At 51.6% G+C, this 24,383-nt stretch carries 18 protein-coding genes; 2 read left to right on the top strand and 16 right to left on the bottom strand.

Annotation, left to right across the window (positions count from 1 at the left end; all coding sequences use genetic code 11):
• Positions 1-199 precede the first annotated feature (199 nt).
• The gene (locus tag B5D63_RS06180) at positions 200-1,024 is read right to left on the bottom strand and encodes a M57 family metalloprotease (RefSeq protein WP_078667850.1); all 825 of its coding nucleotides are present in this window, start codon (positions 1,022-1,024) and stop codon (positions 200-202) included.
• A 524-nt stretch (positions 1,025-1,548) separates the two neighbouring features.
• On the opposite strand from B5D63_RS06180, the gene B5D63_RS06175 reads away from it, so the two are divergent.
• Positions 1,549-4,359, top strand: a complete 2,811-nt coding sequence (locus B5D63_RS06175; RefSeq protein ID WP_078667849.1) for a S8 family serine peptidase — start codon at positions 1,549-1,551, stop codon at positions 4,357-4,359.
• A gap of 75 nt (positions 4,360-4,434) precedes the next feature.
• Here the strand turns inward: B5D63_RS06175 and lpdA are convergent, their stop codons facing one another.
• The 7 genes from lpdA to B5D63_RS06140 all read right to left on the bottom strand — a co-directional run bounded on the left by lpdA (position 4,435) and on the right by B5D63_RS06140 (position 12,459).
• On the bottom strand, positions 4,435-5,841 hold the full coding sequence (lpdA, locus tag B5D63_RS06170) for a dihydrolipoyl dehydrogenase (protein WP_078667848.1): 1,407 nt from the start codon (positions 5,839-5,841) through the stop codon (positions 4,435-4,437).
• A gap of 160 nt (positions 5,842-6,001) precedes the next feature.
• Complete coding sequence (locus tag B5D63_RS06165; RefSeq protein ID WP_078667847.1) at positions 6,002-6,664, bottom strand: outer membrane lipoprotein periplasmic chaperone LolA1; 663 nt, start codon at positions 6,662-6,664, stop codon at positions 6,002-6,004.
• 134 nt (positions 6,665-6,798) lie between these two features.
• Positions 6,799-9,459: an FtsK/SpoIIIE family DNA translocase gene (locus B5D63_RS06160; protein WP_078667846.1), complete on the bottom strand. Its 2,661-nt coding sequence runs from the start codon at positions 9,457-9,459 to the stop codon at positions 6,799-6,801.
• A 20-nt stretch (positions 9,460-9,479) separates the two neighbouring features.
• On the bottom strand, positions 9,480-10,898 hold the full coding sequence (locus B5D63_RS06155; RefSeq protein WP_078667845.1) for an alpha/beta hydrolase family protein: 1,419 nt from the start codon (positions 10,896-10,898) through the stop codon (positions 9,480-9,482).
• A gap of 15 nt (positions 10,899-10,913) precedes the next feature.
• Positions 10,914-11,306: a DUF423 domain-containing protein gene (locus B5D63_RS06150; RefSeq protein ID WP_078667844.1), complete on the bottom strand. Its 393-nt coding sequence runs from the start codon at positions 11,304-11,306 to the stop codon at positions 10,914-10,916.
• Positions 11,299-11,802: a shikimate kinase gene (locus B5D63_RS06145; protein WP_078667843.1), complete on the bottom strand. Its 504-nt coding sequence runs from the start codon at positions 11,800-11,802 to the stop codon at positions 11,299-11,301. The genes B5D63_RS06150 and B5D63_RS06145 overlap by 8 nt, the downstream gene beginning before the upstream one ends.
• A 36-nt stretch (positions 11,803-11,838) precedes the next feature.
• Complete coding sequence (locus B5D63_RS06140; RefSeq protein ID WP_078667842.1) at positions 11,839-12,459, bottom strand: 4'-phosphopantetheinyl transferase family protein; 621 nt, start codon at positions 12,457-12,459, stop codon at positions 11,839-11,841.
• 107 nt (positions 12,460-12,566) lie between these two features.
• Between B5D63_RS06140 and dcd the strand changes: the two genes are divergently transcribed.
• Positions 12,567-13,103 (top strand): dCTP deaminase, encoded by a 537-nt coding sequence (dcd, locus tag B5D63_RS06135; protein WP_078667841.1) that lies wholly within the window; start codon positions 12,567-12,569, stop codon positions 13,101-13,103.
• 155 nt (positions 13,104-13,258) lie between these two features.
• Here the strand turns inward: dcd and B5D63_RS06130 are convergent, their stop codons facing one another.
• From B5D63_RS06130 to B5D63_RS06095, 8 genes are all read right to left on the bottom strand, one after another.
• Entirely contained in the window at positions 13,259-14,695 is a 1,437-nt protein-coding gene (locus B5D63_RS06130; RefSeq protein ID WP_078667840.1) for a PKD-like family lipoprotein, read from the bottom strand.
• A 36-nt stretch (positions 14,696-14,731) separates the two neighbouring features.
• A complete protein-coding gene (locus B5D63_RS06125; RefSeq protein WP_078667839.1) occupies positions 14,732-15,490 on the bottom strand; it encodes a DUF4843 domain-containing protein in 759 nt (252 codons plus the stop codon).
• A 13-nt stretch (positions 15,491-15,503) separates the two neighbouring features.
• Entirely contained in the window at positions 15,504-16,922 is a 1,419-nt protein-coding gene (locus B5D63_RS06120) for a RagB/SusD family nutrient uptake outer membrane protein (RefSeq protein ID WP_078667838.1), read from the bottom strand.
• An 18-nt stretch (positions 16,923-16,940) separates the two neighbouring features.
• Positions 16,941-20,285: a SusC/RagA family TonB-linked outer membrane protein gene (locus B5D63_RS06115; protein WP_078667837.1), complete on the bottom strand. Its 3,345-nt coding sequence runs from the start codon at positions 20,283-20,285 to the stop codon at positions 16,941-16,943.
• A 95-nt stretch (positions 20,286-20,380) separates the two neighbouring features.
• The gene (locus B5D63_RS06110; RefSeq protein WP_078667836.1) at positions 20,381-21,502 is read right to left on the bottom strand and encodes a FecR family protein; all 1,122 of its coding nucleotides are present in this window, start codon (positions 21,500-21,502) and stop codon (positions 20,381-20,383) included.
• Positions 21,503-21,562: 60 nt separating this feature from the next.
• Positions 21,563-22,108, bottom strand: coding sequence for an RNA polymerase sigma-70 factor (locus B5D63_RS06105; protein ID WP_078667835.1), 546 nt, complete (start codon positions 22,106-22,108; stop codon positions 21,563-21,565).
• Positions 22,109-22,228: 120 nt separating this feature from the next.
• Entirely contained in the window at positions 22,229-23,335 is a 1,107-nt protein-coding gene (locus B5D63_RS06100; protein WP_078667834.1) for an AAA family ATPase, read from the bottom strand.
• Positions 23,316-24,029 (bottom strand): RNA ligase family protein, encoded by a 714-nt coding sequence (locus tag B5D63_RS06095; RefSeq protein WP_078667833.1) that lies wholly within the window; start codon positions 24,027-24,029, stop codon positions 23,316-23,318. The genes B5D63_RS06100 and B5D63_RS06095 overlap by 20 nt, the downstream gene beginning before the upstream one ends.
• Between the last annotated feature and the right edge of the window lie 354 nt (positions 24,030-24,383).

Below are 24,383 nucleotides of genomic sequence, written 5' to 3'. Positions count from 1 at the left end.
CTGACGACCCAAAACAATAATGCTTATCTGCAGGGCATCGTTACAGAGGGATGCGGGCAAGGCTACCAACAAACAACAGACGGCATCATGTTATACCGGCAAAAATAGGGACTTCCAGTGCTTTTCCTTAGCAGACATACAACAGCGCAGACGCCATTTTCAGACATCTGCGCTGCACTTTAAATGATTTACTTCCTGATTAGTGGTACAGATAGTTTAAAGCAATGATATCATTGGCATTAAATGTACGGTTACCGCCATTGGAGCAGGCCAGCATCCAGGAGTTAGCGTCCGGACCTGTAGGCGTGCCGGGGAGGTGCACAGCGCCTACGCCGCCATCGCCTTCATTTACAGCAGAGCCACCGCAGCTGTAGGAACGGTCCATATAGTCAGTATGGCGCATACCGATACAGTGACCAATTTCATGCTGGATCACAGATCCTACATAAAGAACGTTGGGGTTGGAACCGTACGCATACTGATTGGTGTTCATCTTGATAGTGCTGTAAGGATTACCACTGCTGGTGGGGAAACCGGCAGAACCCAATGTAATGTAGCCACCGCTGGGGCCCTGGTTAAAGCCTTTAATGGTAATATTGGCGGTGCCGCTGGTGATACGCTGGAAGGTGATGCGCAGTCCCAGTCTGTTGTAACGGGCAATAGCCGTATCAGCTCCCGCGATAAAAGCCGGGCCCAGATTGGATACTTTAATTTTAATGACGCGGGGCAAGGCACTCACCAGATTGTTGGTGCGGTATTGCTCAGACTCGGCCACACGCAAGGTAGGAGTGCCAACTTTTTCACTCAGTTGTTCTGCAGTCAACAGAATATCGCCTTCCACGAGGTATCCGTCTTCTGTTTTTCTTACGTTGTCGGTGCTGAAGCCATTGGCTTTTATTTGCGCCAGTACTTCATCGGAAACAGGATTGGGTTGAGCTTCCTGTTGTTGTTTGTCATTTTTGTTACAGGATGAAATCAGAAAACCTGCGGCCAGACAGGCAATTACGGCGATTTGTTTTTTCATCAGTTCGGATTTTGGTTTTTAAAAATGAAAAAATATTTCTCTTCCGGCTGATGTGACTCAGTCGGTGTATCATTGATTTCACGACAAAAAAAACAATGCTTATCTGCAGGGGGCAATGCTACCGGCGGAAGTGGGCAGTGCTACCGACAAACAACAATTGCATGGTGTTACACATCCGAAAAAAAGCGGGCTTTCAGTGCTCTTCTTTAGCAGACATATTACAGCGTTGACGTCTGTTTTCTGACATCGGCATGCATTTTCAATGATTGGCTATGATTTAGTAATGCCGGTGTTTCCGGCGACTCAGACTTGCTCTTCAGGTAACCTTTGGTTATCGGTTATCTCGTACGGTTTATTAGATTTCGTTGCTCGTTTTCAATAAAAATTATCGTGTGCTCAATATTACAACTTTCGTTTAACTTAAAAAAAATATTTTAGGCGTGTGCATAAAAAATTGCGTTGAACAATTTATTGCAGTAGTTTTAAGTAACATCGTCCAACACCAGGATCTATCGCCCGCTAGCATGAAAAATAAAACCGTCAAAGCGCTATCAGCATTCCTATTGCTGTTATCCCTGTCCCCTTCCTCCATGGCGCAGCAGCGCATGCGGGAAGCGGTGATGATCAAAAGATATGCTGCAGATACTTTGACAGCATTCCAAACCAAAGCGCCCTTGTTTGTTAAATTCATCACGCCACCGGATGAAAGAACACTGGCCCGCTGCGGGGTTGTCAAAGCCCTGACCGGCAGACATTACGTATTGCAACAACTGCCGGCGGACAGCATCCTGCGAAAAAAAATACAATACAGTTATACCGCCAGTCCGAACTATAAAGCCACAGATGCTTTACTGGAACGGCTGGAGTCTCTGCGGCCGGGTGACAGTGTGGAGATACAGGTATCTTACAGCGGTGAACATTTTACGGCGGCCCGGGTACGGACATTGTATACCATTGACCGCTACCATGCCGCAGTGGTAAAGCTGCAGCAGCGGGACTGGCCCGCGCTGATTGCCCTGGATAATGTGACGGGCGCCAACAGCGTGAGGCATGCTTCACCGGAGGTGATCATCAACACTATTAATCCGTATGTGAACCGTATCAATGTGGCGCAGCAACAGTTTCCTGCCATCCGTGGAAAAAGTGTAACCGTTTCCGTTAAGGAGGCATTATTTGACACAACAGACATTGATCTTACAGGCAGGTTTCTGCGTTCTCCCCTGCAGGACACCACCCGCACTGCACATGCCACTATTATGGCCACCCTCCTGGCCGGCGCCGGTAACAGTGGCGCCAATGGCCTCGGCGTAGCCCCTTCCGCCAAACTTACTTCCAGCAGTTATGCCGTGCTTTTCCCTGACCCGGACACCTATTACCGGGACTATGGCATCACGGTACAAAACCACTCCTACGGTATCGAGATTGAATACAACTACGACGCAGAAGCGGTAGCTTATGACCAGCAGGTCCGGAAAGCCGATACGCTGACGCATGTGTTTTCCGCCGGCAATAGCGGCGCCGCCATCCCTACTGCCGGCCGTTATCAGGGCGTTGGCACTTTCGCCAACTTCACCGGCAATTTCAAACAGGCCAAGAACGTGCTGGTCGTTGGCGGCACCGAAGCTAACTTCCAGGTGGCTACACTGGCTTCAAGAGGGCCTGCCTATGACGGCCGTATTAAGCCCGAAATCGTCGCTTACGGACAGGATGGCACCTCTGGTGCGGCAGCTCTCACCAGCGGCGTGGTGGCCCTTTTACAGGACGGCTACCGCCAGCTGCGGGGCGTAGCGCCACCTTCCGCCCTCGTACGCGCGCTGATCATCAACAGTGCCGTATTGCCTGCCGGGAAAGGACCGGCCTATACCTACGGCTTTGGCAGCCTGCACGCCTCCGGCGCGCTGACGGCCCTCACTGCCGGCCGTTACCGCCAGGGAACGGTACTCCCCGGCAATACTACCACTTTCGACATCCCCGTACCTGCAGGCCTCCGGCAGGTAAAAGTGACGCTCTGCTGGAACGACCCCGCCGCCGCCCTCAATGCACCCAAAGCGCTGGTCAACGACCTGGACATGCAGGCTATTACCCCCGATGGCAACACCTGGCTGCCGTGGGTACTCAATCCCTTTCCCAAAGCCGATTCGTTGTTACAGCCCGCCCATCGCGGTATTGACAGTCTGAATAACACGGAACAGATCAACATAGACCGGCCGGCCGCCGGTAACCTGCACATCACGGTAAAAGGTAAAAAAGTGACCACCGCCGACCAGCCCTTTTACATCGTATATGATTTCATCCGGGAACCTTCCTTCGCCTGGCAAAACCCGGTCAATGGCAGTATGCTGGCCGCCTCCCAGCCCACTCCCCTCCAATGGGAAACGACGTACAGCGGCAACGGCGACCTGGCCTACAGCACCGACAGCGGCACCACCTGGACCAACATCGCACAACAGGTCCCCCTGCAGACGCCCTTTAACTGGAACGTGCCGGCCCTCTTCAGTAAAGTATGGCTTAAACTAACGTTAACGGATACTGCTTTTATCAGCCCGCCCTGTTTTATCGCGCCGCAGCTGGCTTTATCCACCGGATTCAACTGCTCAGACTCCGCCATGATCTTCTGGAACCGGTTGCCAGGCGTGAAGGGTTACCAGGCTTACGCTCTCTCGCAGGGGGTAATGACACCCTACAAACAGTTGACCGATACTTTCCTGTTCATTCCCAAACAAAGCACCACCTCCATGTATTACGCCGTCAGTCCCATAGCCCCCGCCGGCTGGGAAGGGCTGCGGAGTTATGCCAGCAATTATGCGCTGCAAGGCGTAGGATGTTACATCAAGGCGCTGCTGGCCGACCCGACAACGGACAACCAGGTGATACTGACGCTCTCACTGGGATCTACCTATATGCTGAAAAGCATCAACTGGGAGCGGCGCTCTCCAAACGGCTGGACACAACTGGGCACGCAGCTGGCCGGCAGCGCTATGAACTACAATTTTATGGACCAGAACCCCTACGAAGGAGTCGTGCAATACCGCGTAAGGCTGGAACGGCAGGATGGACAAGTGATCTATTCCGATGTGTCATCTGCCAACATACTGTTGCAACATGACATCCTGGTATTTCCCAACCCTGTGATCAGTCAGCTGATCATACTGGATAAAAACTACCGGGCCAGGCAGCTGGTGCTGACAGACATGAGCGGCAGGATTGTGCTGCAGCGCACCATCAATGACATACAGGAATATATCGGGGTAGACCGGCTGGCGCCAGGCGTGTACAACTGTAGTATCTTCCTCGGCAACCAGCGCATTTATTCCAGGCAGATAGTGAAACAATAATCAGCATAAACAATATTAAAAAAGGGACTGATCCAAAAAGATCAGTCCCTTTTTCAATTGTATGAAGTAAGTTGATTACAGGTGAATAGCTTCGCCGTAAGCTACTTCGATGGCGTCTTTTACAGACTCGCTCATGGTTGGGTGCGGGTGGATAGCATCCAGCACTTCCTGGTAAGTAGTTTCCAGTTTGCGGGCCACTACTGTCTCAGCGATGATTTCGGTCACGTTAGCGCCGATCATGTGAGTACCCAGCCATTCGCCGTATTTGGCGTCGAAGATTACTTTTACAAAACCTTCGGTAGCACCGGCAGCGGAAGCTTTACCGGAAGCAGAGAATGGGAATTTACCCACTTTCACTTCGTAACCGGCTTCTTTCGCAGCTTTTTCAGTGTAGCCTACAGAAGCGATCTCCGGTGCGCAGTAAGTACAGCCAGGGATGTTCATGTAGTCGATGGTTTCAGGTTTATGTGCGTATTTTTTCTCGTTGTAGGCGATCGCTTCCACGCAAACGATACCTTCTTTGGAGGCAACGTGCGCCAGTGCCTGACCGGGAACCATGTCACCGATAGCATACACGCCCGGAACATTGGTCTGGTAGTATTTATCAACCGTTACGCGGCCTTTATCGGTTTTGATGCCCAGTGCTTCGAGGCCCAGGTTTTCGATGTTGGCGGCGATACCGACAGCGCTGAGTACCACGTCTGCTTCGAGGGTGATTTCGCCGGTCTGTGTTTTCACTTTCGCTTTTACACCGTTACCAGCGCCTTCTACCGCCTCTACAGAAGCGTTGGTCATGATTTCGATACCTTTCTTTTTGTATATTTTTTCCAGTTCTTTGGAGATATCTTCATCTTCCACCGGTACGATGCGCGGCATGAACTCAACGATGGTCACTTTAGTGCCCAGGGTAGCATAGAAGTAAGCGAACTCCACGCCGATAGCGCCGGAGCCTACCACGATCATGGATTTAGGCTGTTGCGGCAGTACCATGGCCTGACGGTAACCGATCACGTTTTTACCGTCGATCTTCAGGTTAGGCAGCTCGCGGGCGCGGGCGCCGGTAGCCAGGATGATGTGTTTGGCATCATGTACGGTGGCTTTACCGTCTTTATCGGTCACTTCTACCTGGCCTTTGCCTTTCAGCTTGCCGGTACCCATGATCACGTCGATCTTATTTTTCTTCATCAGGAACTGCACACCCCTGCTCATTTTATCAGCAACACCACGACTGCGCTTGATAACAGCATCAAAATCAACCTTCGCATCTCCGATAGTGATACCGTAGTCTTTGGAATGCTGCGTGTATTCAAATACCTGTGCCGTTTTTAATAACGCTTTGGTAGGAATACAGCCCCAGTTTAAACAGATACCACCCAGGCTTTCTCTTTCCACTACTGCGGTTTTAAATCCCAGCTGCGAAGCACGGATAGCAGCCACATATCCACCAGGGCCGCTACCAATTACGATTACGTCGTATGCCATATTGTTTAATTTTAATTGAAACTTGCCAAAGGTAAAACAATAATTACGAATTATGAATTACGAATTACGAATGGAGGGCCCCCTTACAGAGCGGTTACTTAGTAACCTTTCCATAAAAAAAGCCCTCCATTCGTAATTCGCAATTCGTAATTCGTAATTTCTATCGAAGGTCTACTACTTCTACGCCCGGGTATTTTTTCGCATCAAATGTAAAGATAGCATCTGTTACAGTAGCGGCATTGGGCGTAAAGCTGGTGATCTCGTACGTATAGTGGTTGCCGTTTTTCTCGAACACCTTCATTCTTGCGATGTTCTGGTTCTTTTTGTCTACCGAAACCATCACTTTGAAGATATTCTTGGACTTGTCGGTAGGCGTCATCTCAATGTTCTGCAGCACTTTGCCTTTTTCGTTGCTTTCGCCATCGAGGCGGTACAGGTAGTCTTTATCGTAGAAGTTGGTAAAGAGCTTGGCCGGTGTCATGGCGCCGCTGCTCTGGTCCACATTATTGATAGTTACCTCATTTACATCTTTCGCATATGTCCAGGAGGTTTTGTTATCGCTGATGATTTCCTGGCCAGGGAGGGTGACTTTATATTTGGCTCCTTTGAGGTACACAGTCCCTTTTTTGGAGTCGTTGACGCTGTTGTTGGCGCCTTCCACTTTCAGTACGAAGTTGGCCACCACTGTTTTGAGGGATTTAAATTTGCTGCTGACACCGTCCAGAATCGTTTTCGCCTTGGGATCGCTGGCACCCCTGGACTGGGCCATACCGCTGAAAACAATACCGCTTAACAACAATCCTGTCAATACAAATTTCTTCATTGTAGTTTTTTTTGATTTTCTAACCCAGCCATGTCAAATGCCATGCCGGTATGAAAGTTTGGTCTTTTAGTCGAAGGGCAAAATTCGGTTTATTTTGTTAAAATGTGTAACGCATGCCCTCTTATCTTAATATATTATAACAAATCATTAAGAATTTCCTGAAGTTCCGATTCTGTTTTCACCAGCACATCGCGGGCTTTGGAACCCATATTGGGGCCTACGATACCGGCGGACTCCAGCTGGTCCATTAGGCGGCCTGCGCGGTTATACCCCAGCTTCATACGCCGTTGCAGCAGTGAAGTGGACCCTTGTTGGGTTTGTACGATCACCTGGGCCGCCTCCTCAAACAGCGGGTCCCGGTCGGCCAGGCTCAGCTCCCTGCCATCGCTGTCTTTGTCATCCACATACTCCGGCAGCAGGAAGGCATCAGGATAACCTTTCTGGTTACCAATGAATTCCGCCACGCTTTCCACCTCCGGCGTGTCTACGAAGGCGCACTGGAGACGTACCAGTTCCCCGTTGAACGATACCAGCATGTCCCCCTGTCCGATCAGCTGTTCCGCACCGCCGATATCCAGGATGGTACGGGAGTCTATCTTGGAAGACACCTTAAAAGCCACGCGGGCGGGGAAGTTGGCCTTGATGGTACCGGTGATAATGTTTACTGAAGGGCGTTGCGTAGCGATGATCAGGTGAATACCCACCGCACGGGCCAGCTGGGCAAGACGGGCGATCGGCATTTCCACCTCTTTGCCAGCTGTCATGATCAGGTCAGCGAACTCATCCACCACCAGTACGATGAATGGCAGGAAACGATGGCCTTTCTGCGGGTTCAGCCGGCGCTGGGTGAATTTGGCGTTATATTCCCGGATGTTGCGGGTACCGGCTTCCTTGAGCAGGTCGTACCGCAGGTCCATTTCGATACAGAGGGCGTTGAGCGTATGGATCACCTTTTTGGTATCGGTGATGATCGCATCCTCTTCTCCCGGCAGCTTGGCCAGGAAGTGTTTTTCTATCAGCTTGTACAGCGACAGCTCTACTTTTTTCGGGTCTACCAGTACGAACTTGAGCTGGGAAGGGTGTTTTTTGTAGAGCAGCGATACCAGCAGGGTATTGATACCTACAGACTTACCCTGACCGGTAGCACCCGCCATCAGCAGGTGAGGCATTTTTGCCAGGTCGGCGATGAAGTTCTCGTTGTCGATCTTCTTACCGATAGCGATAGGCAGGTCCATGGTGCTGTTCTGGAATTTCTCCGATGCCAGCAGCGCTTTGAGCGATACGATACTTTTTTTGACGTTGGGCACCTCAATACCGATGGTGCCTTTGCCAGGGATAGGCGCGATGATACGGATACCCAGGGCCGACAGGCTCAGGGCGATATCGTCTTCCAGGTTTTTAATACGGGAGATGCGGACGCCGGCGGCGGGCACGATCTCGTAAAGCGTCACGGTAGGTCCTACGGTAGCGCTGATTTTCTGGATCGATATATCATAGTTTTTAAGGGTATCGATGATCTGGTTTTTGTTCTTTTCCAGTTCACCGGTATCCTGTACCACTACTTTATCCGCGTTATGATTTTCCAGCAGATCGAGGCCCGGGTAGCGGTAGTCGCGCAGGTCCAGCGAAGGATCGTAAGGATCAGCAGACACTACCGGCCTTACTGTGGCCAGCTCTTCCACCTCATCCTCTTCGTCTTTGAAGGTTTCCTTGATTTCGAAGGCCACTTCTTCCGGTTGATTTTTCTTTTTAGGAGGCGGCGGCGGTGGCAACTCTTCCTCTACATCTTCCACGTACAGCAGCGGACCGGGGTCTTCTTCCTCCTCTTCTTCCTCCTCACCAGGTCCGGGCTCCGATGACGCTACCGGGGGTGGCACAGGTGCTGTCACCGGCGGCACGTAAGCCGCATGGGCAGCCGGGATGATGGTCACTTCCTCATCTTTTTCGATGAGGGTCATGGGGATTTCTTCCTCCGGATCTTCTTCGTGCGGGGGGATCACTACCACGCCACTGTCGCCTTTGAGAGCATTACCCCTGGCCGTTTCCGGTGTAGCAGCTGTGGCTGCGGGCGTTGGAACGGCGGTAGCGGCAACTGCAGGCGTAGCGGGTGCTGCCGGGGCCACCGGAACCGGTTTGGGCGGTTTAACCTTTTTCTCCGGCCATTTGAAATCGAAGTTAAACTTCCAGATCAGCCAGGAGAAGCCGGCCACGAGGAGCAGCAGGGCGGTGCCTGTTTTACCGATGAACCCGGAGGTCCATTTATCGAGGGCGTTGCCAAGGGCGCCTCCCCACGGAAAATCGGCCCCATTGGTAACAAATGCCATGGCCATACTGATGAACAGCAGGCCGAAGATCATATACTTGATATTGCGCCACACGCGGAATACGCGCCGGCCCACAATAAAATTGACGCCAATGATAAAAAAGAAGTAACAGAACAGGTAAGCGGCGATGCCTACTCCGTTGTAGAAGAAGTTGTGTGACACGTAGGCGCCCAGGCGGCCGAGGAGGTTATCCACTTTCACATCACCGATAAGCAGTTCACGGGTGGTGTAACGGAATACTTTGTCCTGGTCGTCTTCCCAGGTAAACAGGTAGGAGGTGAAAGCAATAAAGCAGTAGACAGACAGCAGCAGGAAGAACACGCCCATCACTTTGTGGGTGCGTTCATCCTTGACAAGTTCTTTTACTTTTACCTCAGCCTCCTTGTCTTTCTTCAGCACGTCAGGGTTGGGCGTGGGGGCTTTTGGTTTTTTGCTCTCCGGTTTTTCGTTTTTCAGTTTATTCTTGGACATAATTTAACTTCAAGTTGGGATTACCTGGGCCTGGGTGGCAACTGGAGTATCCAGTGTGCGATGAATTCAGGCACCAGCGGGTCGATGGTCTGTTCCAGGTCGCCATATTCCGCCACAGTGCAGGTTTTACAGCGTTGAAACAGGTGGTTCAATCCGTCGAACTTTCGTATGGTGACAAGCATATTCCCATTTTCGCGCAGGGCGCGTTCGATGGCGTTCAGATTGCTGGTGGCGTCTACCTGCAGGTCGCGGGTGCCGTTGATAGCCATGAACGGGCACTTGATCTGTTTCAGGTAGTCCAGCGGTTTGTATAACAAAATCGATGACAGTTCACGGTCGAATTGTATATCGCTGGTAAACGCTTCTTCGGACACCTGTTTTTTGATGTCTTCCGGCGAATCACGGTAGATATCATGCAGTGCAGCTTTTGCCCTGGCGGCAGCCACTGTATAGTTGGTATCGCTGGCAAGCGCGTCCCAGTATGGTTTCAGCCGCTGCAGCCGTTCTTTTATTTCAGCATCTGAAGCGCCGGACATCCGTCCGTCGAGGACTACTTTCTGGTCCACCATTTCGCGGCCGGTGACGCCCAGTCCTGCCAAAGAAACTACAAAAGCCACCGACTTATTGTTTGCCGCCGCAATTTGCGCTACGGCGGCGCCTTCGCTGTGGCCGAGCAGACCTATCGTGTACGGATCTACGTCTTTCCGTGTTTTCAGATATTCGAGGGCAGCTTTGGCGTCGTTGGCGAAGTCGTAGATATTGGACTGGCTGTAAACGCCGCCTGAGCTGCCTGTGCCGCGGTCGTCGAAGCGGAGGCTGGCGATGCCGTTGCGGGCCAGGAAATCGGCCAGTACCAGGAATGTCTTATGGCCGGCCATTTCATCGTCGCGGTCCTGCGGGCCGGAGCCGCTCAACAGGACCACCACCGGATAACGGCCCCAGTCAAACGGGCGGGTGAAAGTTCCGGCCAACGACACATGATCGCGCTCATTGTTGAACTGCACGTTTTCCGTATGATAAGGGTACTTCGGTTTAGGCTCCTGCGGGCGGTTGTACACATCGCTTTGCCTGATCTCTTTCCGGGAAAGGTTAAACGTACCTTTGAGCCCACCCCACGTAAAAACGCCTTCGAACTGTTTTTCCGCCGGGTTCCATACGCCGGTGTAGGCGAACCGGATGGTATCAATACGGAGCAGCAGCGTGTCTCCGCGATAGATAATATGATCGAGATCGATGGCTTCATTGTCATGGTCGGGGTTTTGCAATTCCCCTTTGTAGCCCTCTCCTTCTTTTTCCAGCGCCACCGTGAGGCGTTGTTTGTCGCCATAGTAGGAGCTGGTTATACCGTACCATTTACCACTGATATCTTTTGTTTGCTGCGCCATGGCGACAGCGCACCAGGTCATACACATCCACAGCAACCAGTATCCTTTACGCATATACGATCTGCTTTTTTAAGCTTTAATTTTCAGAAGTCCCAACAACAGCGAAATCCATCCGGCGATAAACACCAGGCCTCCGATGGGGGTGATGATGCCGATTCCTCTCAATCCTACATTGCCTGTCGCTTTCAGCATGGTCAGCGCGTAGAGGGAGCCGGAGAACAGGAAGATGCCGATGATAAAACATCTGCCGGCCCATTCCAGGTGACTGCCCGGAGCATTAGCAAAGAGGATGCCGGTTGCCAGCAGTGCAAACACATGATAGAACTGGTAAGTAACGCCTGTCTGAAAAGTAGATACTGTCTCGGGGGGCACCAGTTCTTTCAGTTTATGTGCGCCGAAAGCGCCTAAAATCACTGCGAGCGCGCCCAGAGCAGCTGCCCAAACTAAAAAGCCTTTATGCATGTTCGATATTTTTCGTAAAGGTATCCAATGTAATGTTATCGGATGAAATGATGTGCCTCGATTGTTCGTAGAAAGGCCTGCGTTCTGCCAGTTTTTTCTCTACGAAGTCCGCCAGGTCCTGATCGTCGAGGTCCTGGATCAGGGGGCGTTTATGTTTTTTACGGGTCAGCCTTTCCACCATGGTTTCCAGCGGAGGGTTGATCCAAACGGTAGTGCCTTTATCGTTCATGAAGTCCATATTGTCCTGGAAGCAGGGCGTACCGCCGCCGCAGGAGATCAGGAAATTTTCCTGGCGGGACAGTTCGCGGAGCAGCATACTTTCCTTTTCCCGGAAATAATCCTCTCCTTTGGTGGCGAAAATATCGCTGATGGCCATCTCTTCGTTTTCCACAATCACCTCGTCCAGATCGTAGTAGGGTACGTTCCAGTGGTCTGCCAGCTGCTTTCCCCAATAGGATTTTCCGGCTCCCATGAAGCCGAGCAAGAATATTTTCATAAGTCAAATAACGCAACAGTTAGTAAATGCCGTTCCTCACACCGGATGCGTCCATGCCAGGCACAGACCATTTTCCATTATATATTGCAAATATAACCGGGTATTTGAATCCGGCTTCACAAAATTAGCGGTAATAAAACCCGTTGACTGATATACAAAGGGTTGTAACACGAGATTTTCCTTAAAATCAACGCTGCCGAGGCCGTACCATTTGAACATGGCTTCTTTGGCGCTCCAGCAGATTGTTTTATGGGACAAGGAATGCCGGGGATCGATAAATTCCCGCTCTCCGGGTGAGAGGAACTTATGGGACACCCGTTCTATTTTGTCTTTTACCTCTTCAATATCTATTCCTACGGCGCCTTTGGAGCTGACGATGGCTGCTACATGATCGCCGCAGTGGGAAATGGAAAAATGAAAGCTGTCGCACAGTAACAGGGGTTTACGGGAGCTGCTGACTTTTATCTTCTCCAGCGGAAATTCCGGGAAAAGGGTCACCAGCAGGTACCTTCCGGCCAAATGCTGTAACCGCTTGTGTGGATGATGGATGTCGGGGCTGATATTTACCCGCTCCCGGAAGAAACTTTCCGGCTCTTCTATGCTCCACACGCCCAACCTGGTTTCCGGATCAATTTGTATGGTACGTATTAATGGCATATCTTGCCAAATTAAAGCAAAAAAGCAGAAATAACAGCAAAGGTTAAAGCTTTTTAACGCTTCCCTTAAAATGCTGAAACCTTCTTGCTACTACTAAAACACCTAACATGATCCTGTCAGACAAACGGATATTGGAAGAAATTGAAAAAGGCACCATCGTTATTTCGCCTTATGACCGGAAGTACCTGGGTACCAATTCCTATGATGTGCATTTGGGCAAATACCTGGCTACGTATAAAGACCGTATCCTCGACGCCCGCAAACACAATGAAATAGAACATTTTGAGATCCCTGAGGAAGGCTATGTACTGCAACCAGGCACCCTCTACCTGGGCGTAACGCTCGAATACACCGAAACACATGCCCATGTGCCTTTCCTGGAAGGTAAATCCAGCACAGGCCGCCTGGGCATCGACATCCACGCTACCGCCGGCAAAGGCGACGTAGGCTTCTGCAACACCTGGACGCTGGAGATCTCCTGCGCACAACCGGTAAGAGTATACGCCGGTATGCCCATCGGCCAGCTGATCTACTTTGTGGTGGAAGGCGAAGTGGAAACCATGTACAACAAAAAAGGTAATGCCAAATATAATGGCCGCACAGTAAGACCAGTGGAGAGCATGATGTGGCGGAATGAATTTTAGTCCCGCAAAGGCGCTAAGCAGCAAAGAGCGCTAAGAACGGATAAGAATTATAAGAAAACAAAGGAGCGAAGATCACATTTGATCTCCGCTCCTTTGCTTTCTCTGCCCGCTTATTTTATTCTTTGTGCGCTTTGCTGCTTAGCGCCTTTGCGAGATCAGGAGCTCTTCGTTGTCCAGCTGACTATTTTCCCGAAGCCCTGGTAAGACTCCTTCAGTTCCAGCGGGCCGTTTACCGATGGCACCGTATACTTCTCCCAGGAACCGCCTGTCTCCGCCGGACCGGCAAGCTGGTAAAATCCTACCACCAGTCCGTCCGACGCATTGTTCAACAGGGTGATCTCGGATCCCGGCCTGTCCAGCATCAGTTTGGCCGTTTTCAGGGAAACATCGTATTCGTACAACTTACCGCCTACAGCGTAGAAAACATAACCATTGACCGGATCCACCGCAAACAGCGTGGCTTTGTCAATATCAGTGGCCGCCATCTCATCGTAACTGTTTTGCCGCAATACATCTGCCGACGCATTCACACGCGCCAGCATCACTTTCTTCGTGGTCCTGTCTTGCAGGAGGGCAAACATCATCCCGTTGCTGTAAGTGTTCCACGTCATATACAACAGTTCTTTCGAGGGGTCCTGGTAGTTGAAGAGCGTTCCTTCCGGCATCAGCGAGCATTCCGAATTAGGCGCGGTATACCGGACAAACCGGTGATTGGTTTCATCATACAGGATAATCGGGATCATATACCGGTTGTTGTAAGCGATATGCCGGGATATTTTAAAATACGCTTTGGTCTCTGCGAGATAATTGACGGGGAGATTATACCGCACCTGGTAAGCCTGGCTATATACATACAGGTTACTGTCAGCGTAGCAGAGTACGCCGCCAAATGTGTTCATCAACCGTTGTGCTATCATATTCTCCGGCATCTTCGATTGAAACTCGTAGGAGATGCTGTTGGTCGGCGACCAGCCAAAGGTATTCGTATTGATCTTATGCGTGCCGGCTGTTGTTGAAAGATAATAACCGGTGGATACCACCGTTACATCGACCGAAGCACCGTTGCGGGGCACCGTGGAACCCAGCATCCTCAGTACGTCTGTGTACATGGTGTATTTCTTCGGGTATTCCGATAACATATCGAGCCTCGCTTTGCCGTTCACATCGCTCAGGACCAGGAGCCCTTTGGAGATAACGATGGAAACGGTCAGGTTAAATACGTATTTAAACATCACGCCGGTAGCCTTGTCTGTTACGCGGTAATGTACCGCGTAGTCTTTGGATGGTGGCAGTGTCACGCTTATATCGAGGTCCCGTGTGGTGGCCAGGTCATAACGGTCGCCAACAGGCGTATTGCCTACTTTGGCAATGGCCAGCCATTCATACCGGTATTTGCTGGTATCCCCGCTGGCATCTTTGGTGAAAGCCAGCACCGGCTTAATTTGCAGGCGGGCCCCCTGCAGCAGTGAATAGCTGCTGTCGATGCCGCTGATAGTAACAGCGTTCAACTCAGTGTAGGTATAGTTGCCCTTGTCTTTGTAACATCCTGCCAGTACGATGACGGACAGGATCCCCAGGATATATTTATACATGTTGTTTATCTCTAAAGGTGAATAAAAATAAATCCGTCATCCTCCGGTGATGTAGTCTCCCATGATCATGACGCTGCCGTCGTCGTCCAGGATAACATTCCCCGCCCTGGCCTGTTCATCCAGGTAACGCTGGGTCACTTTGCCGAGGTAATAAGTGTCTGCAATAGGTACTGCGTTGGCCAGTTTGTAAGGATCATAATCGGTCAGCTCGCATACCAGCAGGAATTTCTTACGGCTGAAACTCCCGAACACCGCGGAGAACCAGAAAGCGGGCTTCGACAGCACGTCCGTCATCCGGATCCGCAGTGTGGTAGCGCTGAGCCAGGTATTGTTCCCTATCGCTACCCGTGCCATATTGGTAGTGAAATAATCATTGGCCTGCAGTTGCAACACCAGCGACACCGTATCCGTCATCATATCCGGCGTGCGGCGTAACCGTAAACGGATGGTGTCTACCACCCTGTTGGCCCGCATCACAAACGAATCGGGCAACGCGTCATAATGTTTGCCTGCCACCGCATTGGACTGTGTGGTGCCGACACTGAAAGTGCGGTCGTACCCCACAGGCGTTCCCATGGTTCTCACCGGTATTTTCAGGATAGAGTCGGTGGTTCCCTTTGGCGCGAAGATGAAGAGGATGTTCATGCTGTCGGATGTCCGTTTGGCCGCGTCCTCCACCAGGCTGTTTTCAAAATAAATATCGTTGGTGCCCGACCAGGTTTTCAGTGTTTCTTTCTGGCAGGCAGTGAGGGCATAAAGCATGAGAACCCCCATGAGACAGTGAATTGCTTTCATTGACAATATGCTTTTAATTGGTACGCTGATTGGTTTCTGATAACGGTAACGGCACTACGTAATTTGGCGTTACATTGCTGCCGGTAGCAGCGCCGTTCACCAGTTTGGCCGTCATGATCCTTTTGTGGTAAAAGAACAGTTGCCCTTCGCCGAAAAATTCTTTCTGGTATTCCTTCGTCAGCTCTGTGGTGATATTGGCCGTAGCGGCGAGGTCTACCAGGCCACGGGCGAACCGCACCGTGTTCAGGTATTGCAGGGCCTGATCATGGTCCGTCGTACACTCCGCCGCGATGTAGTACATCTCAGACATTTTAAGCATCGGCTGCAGGAAGCGGAACAATTTTTTGGTATCCTGTACATCTTCATATTTCACAAAAGTCCGGTAGGTTTTTCCGCCTACAGAGGGTACTATCCAGGAGGACTTATACCGGTAATCCCCTTCCAGCCCTTCGAATACGGCAGTCAGTTTTGACTGCGCCGGCGCCAGGATGGACTGTGGCTGTAGCGCCCCGGCGAAGTAATCACGCTGATTGAGATACAGCTCCGGGTTGTACAGGGCGAAGAACACTTCGCTGGAGCAGATCCTGTCGGGATTGATCAGCTCTGCGTTGATGTCCGCCGGTTTTACCCAGGGGAACCACTTCGCGGCGCCGGCGATCACCTCCTGTGCGGCGGCAAGCGCTGCGGGCTTATCGCCGGCATACAGCTGCACGCGCGCCTGTAGAGCTTTCGCAGCGTAATAGTTAAACCGTATATTTCTTTTACGGAACCAGTCGCCTCCATCACTTTTAAAATCCACGACACCTGTGGTGATCACCGGATCTGCGGACAGGTATTGCTGCGCTGCCGCGAGATCCTGCAATACGGCATCGATCACGCCGGTAGCGGGCAACAGCGGCTGTGGCGCCGAGCCGGTCGTTGTGTTGTAAGGGATGGCTGTTTTGCCGCTGCCGGTAGCATATACCGGTCCGAACAAACGCAGGAGGTCAAAATGTATCATGGCCCTCAGCCCCATACACTCTCCCCGCACCAGGTTTTCCTTTTCTTTGGACAGGATGCCTTTGTGTTTGTCCAGTGCTTCCAGCAGCTTGTTGATGTTGAGTATCTGTTTATAGGCAGACGTCCATACTGCCTCAAACCGGGACTGCACGTCGGACTGGTTATACTGGTAAGTTGCCACGGTGCTGAAATTATGTTCCCCGCTTACATTATAGCGCTGTGCCAGCACTTCAACGGTGGACAGTGTCAGTTCCGCGCCATACAGGCTACGGCCGGAGAGGGCGAGGTAAAGGCCGTTGAGCGCGCTGTTGAAGCCGGCCTCTGTGGAATACAGGTTATCTTCCGTAAACTTGTCTTCCGGCTTAATGTCGAGATACTTATTGCAGGACGCCAGCAGGCAGGAAGCGACTATCAGAAGGTATATCTTTCTCATGTGATCTTGTTTGAAGCATTAAAAAGAAGCGCTGACGCTGAAGGCTATCGTATTGGTGAAGGGGTATTCTGTTCCCCGTTCTGTCCGCACGGTAGACCATCTGAAGATATCGTTGAGATAAGCGTTCAGGCGCAGGCTCTGCATACCGGCTTTCTTCAGCCAGGGCTGGGTCAGCATTTCATAGCCCATATTGATGGATTCCCCTACGATTGTGTTGTCTTTTTGTATAAAGCGGGAAGACATTTCGGTCCTGTCGGTCATGGAAATACCTTTGAACTGGGCGATGTCTCCCGGATTTTTCCAGCGGTCGTACAACGCTCTTTTGTCCTGGTTGTAAGCCAGCGCCGTCCTGCTGATGTTCTCCACTTTGTTGTAAAGGGCTGTATTGAAAAGGTCTGCGCCCCAGCGGTAGCGGAGGTTGATACCAAGACTGAAAGGCCCGTAGGTAAGGTTGCTGCTGATAACGCCTTCCATGCGCGGGCGGGAGTTACCTACCACAGCGATATCATCGGTGCTGTAGTTATAGGTGGTTTCGCCGTTTTGTTTCACCAGTACTTCCCTGCCGGTAGCGGGATCTATGCCCAGCGAGGGTACGGCCCAAATATCATCGGGGCTGCGGCCATCCCGGAAACGTATGAGGGATTTGGCATCCAGCTGTTGTTTGTTGAGGCCGTCGAGTTTGTTATCAAACCCTTCGTACCTGCTGCGTACCATGCTGCCGGTATAGCCGACACGCCAGATGATGCGTTGTTTGGGTTTATAGATCACAGCATAGTTAGCCAGCGCCTCCACTCCTTTGGTCGACATATAACCGAGGTTGGCGGGGAATCCGCTCAAACCGGTAGAAGTAGGCAGGGTGAGGATGACGATTAACGGGTCTGTTTTTTTATTATAGGCATTAAGGATCAGGTTGAAACGATTGTTGAACAGGGTAACATCTGCGCCGACGTTGCTGTTCAGGGTATTTTGCCATTTGAGATCAGGGTTGCCCATGGTCATGAGGGCGGCGCCTTGTCCGAATGGGTTAATGTTCTGATAGTACTGATACAGATCCGCAGAGGAGAAACTGCTGAAGTTCTGGTTACCGGTGCTGCCGATGTCTGCGCGGACTTTCAGGCGATTGACCCATTTCAGTGCTTTGAAGAAACTTTCCTGGTGCAGGTTCCATCCGATACCGGCAGACCAGAACGGGGAGAATTTGCGGTTGCTGCCGAAAGCGGTAGAACCGTCTATCCTGTAGGTAAGGTCTATCATGTAGCGGCTGTCATACATATAGTTTACGCTGGCCAGTGCGTTCACTCTCCTGTATTTGTCGATGGTTACGCCCGGGCGGCTGTTGGTCTGATAGGAGAAAGCAAAAGCCGGGTTGCCGTTGCTGCCTTCGGGAAAACCCTGCGCGGCGGTGATATACCCCCTGGTAGCTGCTTCCTGGGCTTCCGCACGCAGGTTGGCGGTAAGGGAATGTTGTTGCAGTACCCGCGCGTAAGTCAGCATGATATTGGTCTGGTAGCTGAAAACATCTGTTCTTGTATTGTTATAGTTACCTTTTTCGTAGATGCTGCTGTTGTCGAAGCGGCTGTTGAGCGGTGAAAGGAAGTTTTCGCGGGTGGTATTTTCCTTGCTCAGCTGCAGGCTGCCCTGCAGGCGGAGGTAGCTGTTAAACGACCATATCATCTGCAGGTTGTTCTGCACGCCCATGTTTTTCGTTACGTCGAAACTGTTGAGCATAGCATTGTACAGCGGGTTTACCACCATTATGGCTTTATTCAGCGTATCTCCCTCCGGTTTATCGAGGTATTTGCCGACGGTGCCATCTGCCTGTTTTTTCATGAAATAGGGGCTGGCGGAGGCGAAATCGGAGAAGGAGCCATAGGGCGATTCATTCGCCGTATAGCCGGACACGTTGAGTTTGTTGCTGATATTGAACCTGTTTTTGCGATAGGTCAGGTCTACCGTACCGCCCCAGGCGTCTCTGCCGGAGCCTTTCATGGCGCCGCTGATTTTTTTGTAGTTAACGCCCACGCCATAACGCAGTTGCTGGTCGCCTCCGCTGGCGTATACGGAGTGTCCTTGTGTGAAACCGATTTGTACCGGTTCATTGAGCCAGTAGGTGTTTACGCCTTGTTCCACCAGGGCGCGGTGTGCGCTGTACATACTGTCCAGCCACAGCTGTTTCTGCGGCTGTTCGCCGGACCGCTTCCGGTATCTGCCGGAGAGTACTTCGAACTCCAGTTTTTCGCGGGCGTCCATCAGGTTATAGCTGCGCAGGTCCGGCACTTCCACACGGAAGTCGCCGCTGTAGTACACCTGCAGCTCTCCCTGTTTGGGCTTGCGGGTTTCCACCACTACTACCCCGTTGGCCGCACGGGCGCCGTACATGGCGGTAGACGCTGCGTCTTTCAGGATGGTGATGGATTCCACGCGGTTCATATCGAGGTCGATGATATTGCGCAGTTGTGTTTCGAAACCGTCGAGGATAAAAAGCGGCAGGTTGGGATCTTGTCCGAACTGGTCTTTTACCTGAGAAGTAGAGAGGCTTGTTTTACCTCTTACTTCCACGTTGGGCATAGCGTTGGGGTTAGCGCCGAGCGAGTTGTTTTCCACGATCACAAAAGAAGGGTCCAGTGTTTTGAGGCTCTGTACCACGTTCTGGTTACCGATCGCTTTCAGTTCCGCGCCGGTGAAGGTGGCTACGGCGCCGGTAAAACTTTCGCGGTTACGTGTAACCATACCGGTTACCACTACTTCCTTCGCGGCGGAGTTTCTTTTCAGGGAAAGCGTCAGTTCTCTCCTTTTACCGACGGCGATGGTGATTGGTTCCATGCCCACATAGGAAATACGGAGGATGGAATTGTTGCCGACCGGGAAGGTAAAGAAACCTTTGTCATTCGTATAGGCGCCGCGGTTGGTGCCGGCCTCCTGGATGGTGACATGGGAGAGCGGTTGCCCGTCTTCATCGGTGATGGTGCCTGTCACCGGCGGAGTTTCCGCTGCCTGAACCGGTGTTCTTTCCAATGCCGGCCGGTAGCGCAGCACCAGGGTGCCGTTGGAGATGTTGTAATACACATGCTTTCCTTTGAAGGCAGCTTCCAGTACTTTGTCCAGCGGTTCGTTACGCACTTGTAAAGTTACCGGTGGCAGCTGCATCATTTCCTCCTGGTTGTAGAGGAAGCGCAGTTTGGTCTGGCGGTTCAGTTGTCTGAGGAATTCCGGCACTGCCATGTTGTTGGCTTTCAGCGTGACTTTTGGTTGTGTTTGGGCACTTACGGCGGCGGCCCATAGTACACAAAAAAGAAAGAGCAGTACAGGTTGATAAAATCTCTTCAGAAACATGGCTACGCCATGCATGTAATTTTTTTTCATTACATTTAGGTTGATTTATATTATAGATGATGATCCAGGCCCTGTTTCCTACGGGGCTTGCTCATAAAACGAACATGCTACAACATGTTCGTTTTTTATTTGCCTTGTTTTACCATGATGGCTCGTTTTGGTTGATCTATTACAAAGTGTACATCTGTCAGTTGTTCAATTAAAGTCAGCACCTGAGCGACAGACGGTGATTTTTCGATGTTTCCGCCGATGCGTAGTTGTTGTAATGATTTATTTTCAAAGTTGACTGTATAATCGTATTCGCGGCCCAGTCTGATCATGATATCGTCCAGGCTTTCGTTGTCAAATATCAGCAGGCCTTCTTTCCAGGCGGTGAACTGTTCGGCGTCGACGCTGGCCACGGTCATATTACCCTGCCGGTAAGCCGCCTGCTGGCCGGGGGACAGCTCTTTAACGAGCGGGCCTGCGTCTACCTTTACCTTACCGGAAACAAGGGTGGTGAGTGTATTGCTGGTATAGGCGTTGATGTTAAACTCGGTCCCCAGTACGGTCACTTTCATGTCGCGCACCTTTACGAGAAAAGGTTTGGCGGCCATGGGCGCTGTTTCGAAGCAGGCCTCCCCTTCCAGTTCCACTTCGCGGGTATCGCCGGAGAAGGCCACCGGAAAGCGCAGCCGGGAATCAGCGTTGAGCCATACCCGTGTGCCATCGGCGAGGGCGACTTTATAGGTATGTCCGCGTGGCACCACGAGGGTATTAAATACCGGTGCGCCAACGGTTTGGGCGGACTGGTAGGCCACGCCTGCCTTGCCGGCGGTAATGCGGGTACCGTCTGCTTCTTTGAGCCGGGTGGCGGAGTCCAGTATTACCGTAGCGCCGCTGCCGGTAATCAGTTGTATTTGCTGATTGTTTCCGGCAGCATGAGCCACTACGCTGGTGGTTGGTTTGTGACGCGGTGGTTTCAACAGGAATACCGCTCCTCCTGCAATCAACCCGGTAACGGCCGCTGCTGCGGCCACCCGGAACCAATTAATGGAATATCTTTTCCGATGGGTATGTTCTATCCTGGCCGCTACTTCCTGCCAGGCTGCCGTGGTGTCCAGTGATGCTATTTCCTGCCAGCCTTCCGCCGCGTCCCTGATATCGAAATACGCCGCTTCTTCCGGCGAAAGCGGTCCTTCCTGCCGGGGTTGTTCCAGTCTGGCTGCAAGCTTCTCCCACTCAGGGGATGGTTGATTTTCTGTCATAGCTTCTGATGATTAGACAGTGAGGTATTAAAAAAGGGTAGGTACTACGGGGAAGTTTTTTTAGAAAAAATGCAGCAGGTTCAGTAAAACGCTGATCCACAGTGGCATAAAAGCTTCATTCCGCAAAAAAACATAGGCCGCTTTGATGTGAAACTTAACGGTATTGATGGAGATATTAAGTTCACGGGCTATCTCCGCGTACTTTTTGTTGTCGGCGGCGCTCATGAGGAAAACGCGGCGGCGCTGCTCCGGCATACAGTCGATAGCATGCGACAACCGCTGGTAAAACTGCTCTCTGTCCCCATGGTCCGCATCCGGGTTGTCCGGCGGCATGGCGGCAAAAAGCTGCTGATGTTTGTCCTGTACTTCCTGCCGGGCAATGTAGTTAAGGCTTCTGTTCTTTACCGCGCGGGCAGCATAGCCTTCAAAAGGCCCCCTTAGCTGCAGGGTATGCTGTGTTTCCCAGAACTTTACAAAGAATTCCTGCACAATATCCTTGGCAACATCCTTGTCTTTCACCACACTATATGCCAGCAGGGCTAATGATTTGAAGTGTTCCTTAAACAACAATTCAAACTGCTCCAATGAAAAAGGAGTCTCCTGCATACGTTGTCAAATGGTTGGCCCTTTAAATGCTTATTAAACAATATGGGTAAAACAAAATGGATATATCTCACGAGCGCGGGCCAAGATAATCAATCCATAATTTTTTACCCATACTATTTTTTAGCGGAGCTGGTAAATCACCTCATGGGCTTCTGTCAGCGAGGGCACTTCCAGTTTGCTGATCAGCCGCTCCATGGCTGCGGCGGGCACGATATGTTCACGCCTGCCGTTCTGTTGCAGCAGCCGGGCTGCCGGCACTTCCACATATACAATGGTAACGGCGGCATGGTAAGTGAAGAACAGGCTGGTCAACTGCTCCCGCATCTGGCGGGTGATGTTGGTAGCATTCCAAACGAAGGAACGCCCTTTGCGCAGGTGTTCCCGCGCCTGTTCTTTGGCAGCCTGTATCACAGTGCCATTACCGCTTTTATCGGTTGGCGCAATTTTCATGGCCCTTCTGATATCATCGAGGGAGATGACCGGCCAGTCCTTATACTGCTGCTGTACCAGGGTGTCTTTACCGGCGCCGGGCAAACCGCTCATCATGATCACCTGTGGCTGCGGCTGTTCATACGGCACATAGTCCGGCGATACATCATCCTTCAGCAGGTAATTCATCCGTGCTGCTGCGCTGGCGAAAACGCGGGGTACGCCCCAGCACTGGTTGTCGCGGCACAGCTCTTCGAAGCAGTCCAGCCGGTACAGCAGGTCAGCCTGATCATCGCAGGTACGCCCCAGCGCATCGGCGCGGGCCAGCAGCGCCAGCAGGCGGGTATCTACCTCCAGGCTGGCCATGATCACGGCTTTCTGCGGATCTTTTTTATCGAATACCCACAGCGGCAGCCCATGATACCGCACCAGTTTCGCGATCGTTTCCCTGATAAAAAAGGGCGTGGGCATATCCCGGTAGAGTATCTGCCGCACGCGCATCTCTCCTTTGCGGGCATGCCCTGCGGAGGTGATCCTGCCGTCGGGCTCCTGCACGGTGGTGGAATACTTCTCCACATCATGCAGCAATGCCGCAGCCCACAGGGTTTCCTGGTCCTGGGGCGTCAACTCCCGGTATGCCTGTTGCTGCAGCAGCTGCTCCAGCACCATCTGCGTGTGTACGGCTACGTTACCTTCCGCATGATGGCGGGCATCCTGTGGCACGGAAGCCATGACCCTTACCCACTCAAACTGCTGTTCGAGGGACGCCCAGTCTTTATTATCTGTAATCTGCCACATAGTTACCTCCTTCGTAGTTAAGCCGGGCCCTGCGCCAGTGGCGGGTCCAGTGCTGATCGGTTTTTACATGTCCCTTACGGACATATTTAAACACGTTGTGTGAAAATTCGCTGACCGGATAACCGGCGGCGTTACGGGACACGATGCCTTCCATAATCGCAGGTTCGCCACTGAAAGCATCGTGCGGATCAAAGGCGCCAGGGCCGGTTACGAGCGACAGCGTATCGCGTTCAAACTCATTCCGTGCAGCCGGCGGCGTTACCGTGCTTACTACCGGTACCACCGGCAGGTCCAGCATGGCGGCATAAAAGCAGGTCTCTTCCCAGCTCAGCCAGCGGTCATGCTCGCGGACGCCAAACACATAAAAGTGATGGTCCAGGTTTTTATATTCAATAGAATGAACGGCGTAGAGGTTCTCCAGAAAAATTTCCAGGTCGCCGAGGTCATTTTTTATGCTTTGCCAGTACCGGCGGATGCTTTCGGTCCACGGTGACGTGGTAGGCGCCACATGAGAGCGCGCAAACACACCGTGGCGGGAAAGACAGTTATTCTCCCCGTCCAGCTTTTCCGTATGTATCAGCTGCGGTATGTTTACCAGCCAGTCCCAGTAATCATGCTGGATACGGTCATCGCTGGTAGTTCCCGGTGAGAACGGATAATGATAGGTACGGCCATATTTTTGGGAAATCGCCATATTAATGAAATTACGGATTACGAATTACGAATTACGAATGAGGGGCTGTTTATCAGCAGGGGTATATAAACCTGCAAGACAGTGAACTACAGGTAATCAGCCTGTTGGCCCTCATGGTATTCGGGTAACGTAATCAGGTTAGACAAAAAAATTCACAGGCCGGTTCCGGAGCGGAACGGCGAAGAAAAAGAGGATCAATATGCCTGTGAAATTACATGGCGCAAGGTTTTATCTGTTTTTACAAATGAGCCGCAAAGATAGGGAACTTTTTTATTTCTGTTTCCGTCCATCCTGTTATTCCTGTCCTATACGCCATAATTCTTTATATTAGGTGCCGACAATCAACAAAATCTC

The organism is Chitinophaga eiseniae, from assembly GCF_900167135.1.
Lineage (GTDB): Bacteria > Bacteroidota > Bacteroidia > Chitinophagales > Chitinophagaceae > Chitinophaga > Chitinophaga eiseniae.
The sequence above is the reverse complement of the archived record's forward strand: the minus strand, read 5'-3'. Positions and strand labels throughout refer to the sequence as shown.

Coding starts and splice junctions, on each gene's coding strand:
- B5D63_RS06180 (WP_078667850.1), bottom strand. CDS start 1,024: ATGAAAAAACAAATCGCCGTAATTGCCTGTCTGGCCGCAGGTTTTCTG.
- B5D63_RS06175 (WP_078667849.1), top strand. CDS start 1,549: ATGAAAAATAAAACCGTCAAAGCGCTATCAGCATTCCTATTGCTGTTA.
- lpdA (WP_078667848.1), bottom strand. CDS start 5,841: ATGGCATACGACGTAATCGTAATTGGTAGCGGCCCTGGTGGATATGTG.
- B5D63_RS06165 (WP_078667847.1), bottom strand. CDS start 6,664: ATGAAGAAATTTGTATTGACAGGATTGTTGTTAAGCGGTATTGTTTTC.
- B5D63_RS06160 (WP_078667846.1), bottom strand. CDS start 9,459: ATGTCCAAGAATAAACTGAAAAACGAAAAACCGGAGAGCAAAAAACCA.
- B5D63_RS06155 (WP_078667845.1), bottom strand. CDS start 10,898: ATGCGTAAAGGATACTGGTTGCTGTGGATGTGTATGACCTGGTGCGCT.
- B5D63_RS06150 (WP_078667844.1), bottom strand. CDS start 11,306: ATGCATAAAGGCTTTTTAGTTTGGGCAGCTGCTCTGGGCGCGCTCGCA.
- B5D63_RS06145 (WP_078667843.1), bottom strand. CDS start 11,802: ATGAAAATATTCTTGCTCGGCTTCATGGGAGCCGGAAAATCCTATTGG.
- B5D63_RS06140 (WP_078667842.1), bottom strand. CDS start 12,459: ATGCCATTAATACGTACCATACAAATTGATCCGGAAACCAGGTTGGGC.
- dcd (WP_078667841.1), top strand. CDS start 12,567: ATGATCCTGTCAGACAAACGGATATTGGAAGAAATTGAAAAAGGCACC.
- B5D63_RS06130 (WP_078667840.1), bottom strand. CDS start 14,695: ATGTATAAATATATCCTGGGGATCCTGTCCGTCATCGTACTGGCAGGA.
- B5D63_RS06125 (WP_078667839.1), bottom strand. CDS start 15,490: ATGAAAGCAATTCACTGTCTCATGGGGGTTCTCATGCTTTATGCCCTC.
- B5D63_RS06120 (WP_078667838.1), bottom strand. CDS start 16,922: ATGAGAAAGATATACCTTCTGATAGTCGCTTCCTGCCTGCTGGCGTCC.
- B5D63_RS06115 (WP_078667837.1), bottom strand. CDS start 20,285: ATGAAAAAAAATTACATGCATGGCGTAGCCATGTTTCTGAAGAGATTT.
- B5D63_RS06110 (WP_078667836.1), bottom strand. CDS start 21,502: ATGACAGAAAATCAACCATCCCCTGAGTGGGAGAAGCTTGCAGCCAGA.
- B5D63_RS06105 (WP_078667835.1), bottom strand. CDS start 22,108: ATGCAGGAGACTCCTTTTTCATTGGAGCAGTTTGAATTGTTGTTTAAG.
- B5D63_RS06100 (WP_078667834.1), bottom strand. CDS start 23,335: ATGTGGCAGATTACAGATAATAAAGACTGGGCGTCCCTCGAACAGCAG.
- B5D63_RS06095 (WP_078667833.1), bottom strand. CDS start 24,029: ATGGCGATTTCCCAAAAATATGGCCGTACCTATCATTATCCGTTCTCA.